The 5416-nt window shown below is 74.8% G+C and carries 6 protein-coding genes; 2 read left to right on the forward strand and 4 right to left on the reverse strand.

What is annotated here, in order from left to right; all coding sequences use genetic code 11:
• Positions 1 to 673 precede the first annotated feature (673 nt).
• On the forward strand, positions 674 to 1960 hold the full coding sequence (locus ASF82_RS02205; RefSeq protein ID WP_082514240.1) for an Nramp family divalent metal transporter: 1287 nt from the start codon (positions 674 to 676) through the stop codon (positions 1958 to 1960).
• 28 nt (positions 1961 to 1988) lie between these two features.
• On the opposite strand, the gene ASF82_RS02210 is transcribed toward ASF82_RS02205, so the two are convergent.
• From ASF82_RS02210 to ASF82_RS02220, 3 genes are all read right to left on the reverse strand, one after another.
• Positions 1989 to 3116, reverse strand: a complete 1128-nt coding sequence (locus ASF82_RS02210) for an alpha/beta fold hydrolase (RefSeq protein WP_082514241.1) — start codon at positions 3114 to 3116, stop codon at positions 1989 to 1991.
• 104 nt (positions 3117 to 3220) lie between these two features.
• Positions 3221 to 3568, reverse strand: a complete 348-nt coding sequence (locus tag ASF82_RS02215) for a VOC family protein (protein WP_056052831.1) — start codon at positions 3566 to 3568, stop codon at positions 3221 to 3223.
• A gap of 80 nt (positions 3569 to 3648) precedes the next feature.
• Entirely contained in the window at positions 3649 to 4182 is a 534-nt protein-coding gene (locus ASF82_RS02220; RefSeq protein WP_056052834.1) for a DUF1990 family protein, read from the reverse strand.
• A 47-nt stretch (positions 4183 to 4229) separates the two neighbouring features.
• Here ASF82_RS02220 and ASF82_RS02225 point away from each other — a divergent pair, with 47 nt between their 5' ends.
• Complete coding sequence (locus tag ASF82_RS02225; RefSeq protein WP_056052839.1) at positions 4230 to 4871, forward strand: alpha/beta hydrolase; 642 nt, start codon at positions 4230 to 4232, stop codon at positions 4869 to 4871.
• Here ASF82_RS02225 and ASF82_RS15725 read toward each other — a convergent pair.
• Positions 4855 to 5416: hypothetical protein (locus ASF82_RS15725; protein ID WP_369814243.1), on the reverse strand; the 562-nt coding region annotated here is incomplete at its 5' end. The two genes, ASF82_RS02225 and ASF82_RS15725, sit on opposite strands and share 17 nt — an antisense overlap.

The raw sequence follows: 5416 nt of genomic DNA on the forward strand, positions 1-5416 counted from the left end.
GCCGAGCCTCGCGGGCGGCGTCGACACGCAGGTCGCCGTCGACGCGTCGTTCGTCGACGCGCTCGGCACGCTGGGCCTCACGCCCGGCGTCGTCGGCACGGCGACCTTCACCGGCGGCACGTTCTCGTTCCCGATCACGGGCGGCAACGTCGACTACTACGGCCCCGACAGCGAGGTGCGCCCGTACGTGCAGGGCTTCATCGAGCACGACGGCTCGGGCCTCAGCCTCACCGCGGCCGACGGCACCGTCGTCGAGCTGACGGACTTCGACATCGACCCCGGCGAGTCGAAGCTCTACGGCGACGTGACGGTCGACGGCACGGTCGCGGCCGAGCACGCGTACCTGTTCAACCTCTGGGGCGGCACGCTCGAGCCGCTCCGCACCGAGGGCTCGAACGCCGTGCTCGAGGGCACGACGGTGCACGTCAGCCCGGCCGCCGCCTCGCTGCTCAACGAGACCTTCGGCACCGAGGCCGTCGAGGACGAGATGCTCGTCGGCGTCGCCACGATCACGGTCGCCACGCAGTAGCACCGACCTGGTCGCCCCGAGACCGCTCGTCCCGTCACGGGGCGGGCGGTCTCGTCGTCGGTGCCCACAGCACGCTGCCTCGCTCCGGCGCAAGCCCCTGAACAAAGAAGTTCGGCGTGCCGAAACCTGTGTAGGGTCGAGCGCATGCCGACGATCGACGCCCGCCGCCGTGACGACGACGCCCCCGGGGAGGCGCGGGTCGACCAGCCCCCCGCGGTCGCGCTCCCGAGGCCCTGCGGAACCCTGCTCGGCCCCGCGTTCGTCGCGGCCATCGCCTACGTCGACCCCGGCAACGTCGCCGCCAACCTCACCGCCGGCGCGCAGTACCAGTATCTGCTGCTCTGGGTGCTCGTCGCGGCGAACGCCATCGCCGTGCTCGTGCAGTACCTGTCGGCGAAGCTCGGCATCGTCACCGGCCGGTCGCTGCCCGAGGTGCTCGGCGACCGGCTCGGCCGGAAGCGACGGCTCGCCTTCTGGGGCCAGGCCGAGATCGTCGCGGCGGCGACCGACGTCGCCGAGATCATCGGCGGGGCGCTGGCCCTGCAGCTGCTCTTCGGCGTGCCGCTCGTCGTCGGCGGCCTGATCACCGGGGCCGTGTCGCTCGGCCTCCTGATGCTGACGCGCTACCGCCGCGGCCACGTCTTCCAGACGATCGTCATCGCGCTCCTGGCCGTCCTCACGATCGGGTTCTGCGCCGGCCTGCTCTTCTCGCCCCCGTCGGCGGGCGACATGCTCGCCGGCCTCGTGCCGCGGTTCGTGGGCAGCCAGTCGGTGCTGCTCGCCGCGTCGATGCTCGGGGCGACGGTGATGCCGCACGCGGTGTACCTGCACTCCGCGCTCGTGCGCGACCACCACGGCACGGTGACCGAGGGCGCCGACCGCCGTCGCGTGCTCCGGGCCACCCGGTGGGACGTCATCTTCGCCCTCGTCATCGCCGGCGGCGTGAACATCGCCATGCTCGTGCTGGCCGCGTCGACCCTGCCCGGCCGCACCGGCACCGACACCATCCCCGGCGCCCACGACGCGATCGCCGACGCCCTCGGGCCGGTCGTCGGCGTCCTGTTCGCCGTCGGCCTGCTGGCCTCGGGCCTCGCGTCGACGTCGATCGGCGCGATGGCGGGCGCCGAGATCATGCGCGGCCTGCTGCACGTGCGCATGCCGCTGTTCGTCCGCCGGGTGGTCACGCTGGTGCCGGCGCTCGTGCTGCTCGCCACGGGCATCAGCCCGACCTGGCTGCTCGTGCTCAGCCAGGTCGTGCTGAGCTTCGGCATCGCATTCGCGCTGGTCCCGCTCGTGATCGCCACGAGCGACGCCCGCCTCATGGGCACGGGCGTCAACGCGAGGGCCACGCGCGTCGCGGCCTGGGCCTGTGCGGTCGTCGTCGTGGCCCTCAACGTCGCGCTCATCTGGCTGACGGTCACGGGCTCGTAGGAGTCGCCCCGCGCCTCCCGCAGGCCGGTCAGCCCCGCTCGGTGCGGCCCTGCTGCGCGTCCCCGTCGTGCTCGGTGCTCCGGGGGTCGGCGCCCGCGTCGCCGTCCCCGTCGTGCTCGGCGCCCGAGTCGTGGTCGTGGTCGTGCCGGCGGTCGTGGTCGCGCTCGGCCCGGTCGAAGGCGGCCTGCATCGCCTCGGCGTGGTCGGTCTTCGCCTCGGCGATGCCCGCGTCGTCGCCCCGGGCGATCGCGAGGCCCTCGCGGAGGCTCGCGCTGGCCGCGGCCAGCGACTCGCCGAGGGTGGGCCGAAAGTCACGGCGCTCGTCGCCGTCGCCCGCGTCGACGTACTCGTGCAGGACGCGGCCCTCGTCGCGGTGCACGGGCTTCTCGGCGTGCTCGACGCAGAGGCGCGCGACCTCCTGGGCGTGGGCGTGCATCACGGAGTGCGCGGCCCCCGGCATCTCCCAGAGGCGCGACGAGGGCAGCAGCTCGCCGACGCGCTCCACCCACGCGCGCGGCGCGACGGCGTCGTGCTCGCCGCGGATCACGAGGGTGTCGGCCTGCACGCGGGGCAGGACGTCCTCGATCGGGTAGGTCATCATCTTCGGCAGCACCTGCGAGAACCAGTGCACGCCGCAGGCGAGGTAGGCGCGCAGGGCGAGCACCTTGACCCGGCCGGGCTCGTGCCACGCGGCCTGGACGAAGCGCCGGCCCGCCGTCAGCACACGGCGCTCGGCGGGGTTGATCACCGGGCCGATCAGCACGAGGGTCGACAGCTCGGGGCGCCGCGCCGCGAGGTCGGTGACGATCTGCGTGCCCATCGAGTGCCCGACGACGATCGGGTCGGTCAGGCCGAGGTCGTCGATGACGGCGCCGACGAGGTCGGCGAACTGCGAGATCTCGAGGGCCCGGCCCGGGTGGGCGACGCCGGCGAACCCGGGCAGGTCGAGCGCGTGCACCGGGCCGAAGCGGTTGAGGTCGGGCGCGAGGCGCTCGAAGTAGTCCGACGAGACGCCGATGCCGGGCACGAGCACGAACGGCCGCTCGCCCGTCGTGCCGATGGTGCTGACGCGGACGTAGAGGTCGCCGCGCTCGACGCGCTGCACGGTGACGTGCGTGCTCGACTCGTCACGGTCGCGCTCCTGGGTGCGGGCCACGCGCCTCCTCGGGGTCGTCACCGCGCCGAGGGCCGACGCGGAGGGACCAGTCTCGCACCGCCCCCGATGACGCCGCTGGGCGTGCTCCGGTCAGCGTGCTCCGGTCAGTCGACGAGCGTGTAGAGGCTGAGGTGGTTGCCGTCGGGGTCGGGGAAGTCGACCACGTCGAGCACGCCGGGCACGTGGACGACCTCGGGCAGCTCGAGTCCGAGCTCGACCAGCCGTGCGCGCTCGGCGTGGACGTCGTCGACGCCGAGCCGCAGCACCGCCGTCGCGGAGCCGGTCGGGGCCTCCTCGCCGAGCTGCAGCCAGCAGCCGCCGAGGTCGTACTCGACGATGCCCTCGACCGGGTCGAGCTGGGGGCCGTCGACGTCGAGCACCGACTCGTACCAGCACCGGGCCGCGACGAGGTCGCTGACCGAGAGTCCGACGGTGACGCTGCTGATGCGCATGCGGCGAGTCTGGCAGGGGCGGCGGCCGGGGCGCGACGCCACGCCAGGCGCGTCCCGTCAGGGGCGTCGCGTCGGGGGCGTCAGGCCGCGAGCACCGGGTCGAGCGCGCGCAGGTTGCGGTGCAGCACCGTGCCGAGCGCCAGCCTCGCGGCCGGCCCGGCCGCGCGCATGAACCAGGCCGCCGGGCGCCAGACGACCCGGATGTCGAGGGTGACGCGCCCGTCGTGGTGCTGGTGCACGAGGTAGCTCTCCCAGCCGCGCTGCGGGTGGCCGACGAGCGCCGCGTGGCCGAAGCCGGCGGTGCGCTCGTCGTCGACGACGGCGAAGACGCGGCACGCCACCCGCGACCGCAGCGGGCCGACCGGGATCGCCCAGACGTTCACGTCGCCGACCCTGGCGCGCTCGGGCACCTGCTCGGGCAGGAAGCCCGAGCCGCGGTGCACCTCGAACCGCAGCACCGCGTCGGCCGCCCGTCGGAAGTCGTCGTCGCCGTGGCCGATCACGCGGCTCGCCGTCGTGAGGCGGAACCCGGGAGGCGCGTGCCGGGTGAGCGTGGGCCGCCCGGTGAACGCGTGGTCGGGTCCGAAGCCGTGCGGGGCGGTCGATGACGTCATGCGACGAGCCTGGCACGCCCGCCTGCACGGTCGGGCAGGATCGTGGCGTGACCGCACCCTCGAGCTACCTCGTCCTGCACGGCTGGCAGAACCGGCGACCGGCCGACCACTGGCAGCACCGGCTCGCCGACGAGCTCGAGGGGCGGGGCCTCGTCGTCCGCTACCCGCAGCTGCCCGACACCGACGAGCCGCGGCTGGCCGAGTGGGAGGCGGTGGTGCGGGCCGAGCTCGCCGCCCTGCCGGAGGGACCGGTGACGGTGGTCTGCCACAGCCTCGCCTGCCTGACCTGGCTGCAGCTGCAGGCCGGCGACGCGCCTCCCCGGGTCGACCGCGTGGCGCTGGTGGCGCCTCCGTCGCCCGAGCTGATCGCGGGGCAGGAGGCCGTCCGGGAGTTCGCCGGGGGAGCCACGTTCGGCGGGCGGCGCCTCTCGCTCGGCGCCCGCGGCCGGCCGGGCTCGGCGCCCGCGGACGACGCCGTGGTCGTGGCGGGCGACGACGACCCGTGGCTGCCCCTCGGCCTGGTCGACACGTGGGAGTCGCGGGTCGAGGCCGCCCTCCACGTCGTGCCCCGAGGCGGTCACCTCACCCCCGACTCCGGCTACGGCGACTGGCCCGCCGTGCTCGACTGGGCCCTCGGCGCGGGCGGCGCCGCCTTCGCAGGACGCTCTGCCGTCACGAGCGGCGGCTGAGGGAGCTGCCGATGAGCAGTGCGAGCAGGGCGACCCCGGAGCAGCAGAGGGTGAGGGGGTTCAGGACCACGGCCGTCCCGGTGCCGAGGCCCGACTCGGCCGCGGACAGGAGCGGGACGGCCGACACGGTGATGACAGCGACGGCGCCGAGTGTTCCGAGGCCCCAGATGAGGACTGCCTCGCACGCCGCGATCGCCCAGAGGGTCGTCGGAGTCGCCCCGGCCGCCAGCAGTGTCCGCCCGGTGTCCTGACGGACCGGGGCGGAGAGTCCGAAGAGCAGGGCGCCCGTGATCGCGGCGAGGACCGCGGGGGCCGTGGCGAGACCGATCACGGCAGGCCAGTTGACGGTGGCTCCGGACGGGGTCAGGGACCCGGCGGCGCGCAACGCCTCGTCCCCGGCGAGGAACACGGAGGTGAGTCCTCCAGGCACGGCGACGCCCACCATCGGCACGGAGATGCCCGCACCGTCTCGGCGGAGGGCGACCGCGACCGCGGTCAGCGCCAGGCGTGGAACGGTCCATCGTCCGGCACTCGTCGCGCGAACG

Source organism: Frigoribacterium sp. Leaf164 (assembly GCF_001423665.1).
Classification (GTDB): domain Bacteria; phylum Actinomycetota; class Actinomycetes; order Actinomycetales; family Microbacteriaceae; genus Frigoribacterium; species Frigoribacterium endophyticum.

Bases quoted from the DNA above. Each gene is read 5' to 3' on its own strand.
- ASF82_RS02220 (WP_056052834.1), bottom strand. From the start codon at position 4,182: ATGACGTCATCGACCGCCCCGCACGGCTTCGGACCCGACCACGCGTTC.
- ASF82_RS02215 (WP_056052831.1), bottom strand. From the start codon at position 3,568: ATGCGCATCAGCAGCGTCACCGTCGGACTCTCGGTCAGCGACCTCGTC.
- ASF82_RS02205 (WP_082514240.1), top strand. From the start codon at position 674: ATGCCGACGATCGACGCCCGCCGCCGTGACGACGACGCCCCCGGGGAG.